Origin of the sequence: Amycolatopsis sp. lyj-90 (assembly GCF_046549035.1) — a bacterium.
In the GTDB taxonomy this organism is placed as follows: Bacteria; Actinomycetota; Actinomycetes; order Mycobacteriales; family Pseudonocardiaceae; genus Amycolatopsis.
Window position 1 is genome coordinate 1 of the sequence record NZ_JAJPWP010000033.1, and the last position, 523, is coordinate 523.

General features: G+C 54.1%; 1 rRNA gene. It reads left to right on the top strand.

The annotated features are described in order from the left end of the window. A 23S ribosomal RNA gene (locus tag ACLJPX_RS44265) occupies positions 1-523 on the top strand; the annotation flags it as partial.

Below are 523 nucleotides of genomic sequence, written 5' to 3' on the forward strand. Positions count from 1 at the left end.
GATGAAGGACGTGGGAGGCTGCGATATGCCTCGGGGAGCTGTCAACCGAGCTGTGATCCGAGGATTTCCGAATGGGGAAACCCAGCACCAGTTATGTGGTGTTACCCGCATCTGAATATATAGGGTGCGTGGAGGGAACGCGGGGAAGTGAAACATCTCAGTACCCGTAGGAAGAGAAAACAACCGTGATTCCGTGAGTAGTGGCGAGCGAAAGCGGAAGAGGCTAAACCATGCACATGTCAAGCTGTCAGGCGTTGTGTGTGTGGTGTTGTGGGACCCGCCTTGGAAGATCTGACAGTCTTCCGGGTTTACGCGTGTGTTAGTGGAACGCCTTGGGATGGGCGACCGGAGTGGGTGAGAGTCCCGTACGCGAAAACACATGTTAGTGAATCTTGGTGGTGTTCCCGAGTAGCAGCGAGCTCGTGGAATTTGCTGTGAATCTGCCGGGACCACCCGGTAAGCCTAAATACTTCCTGAAGACCGATAGCGGACTAGTACCGTGAGGGAAAGATGAAAAGTACCC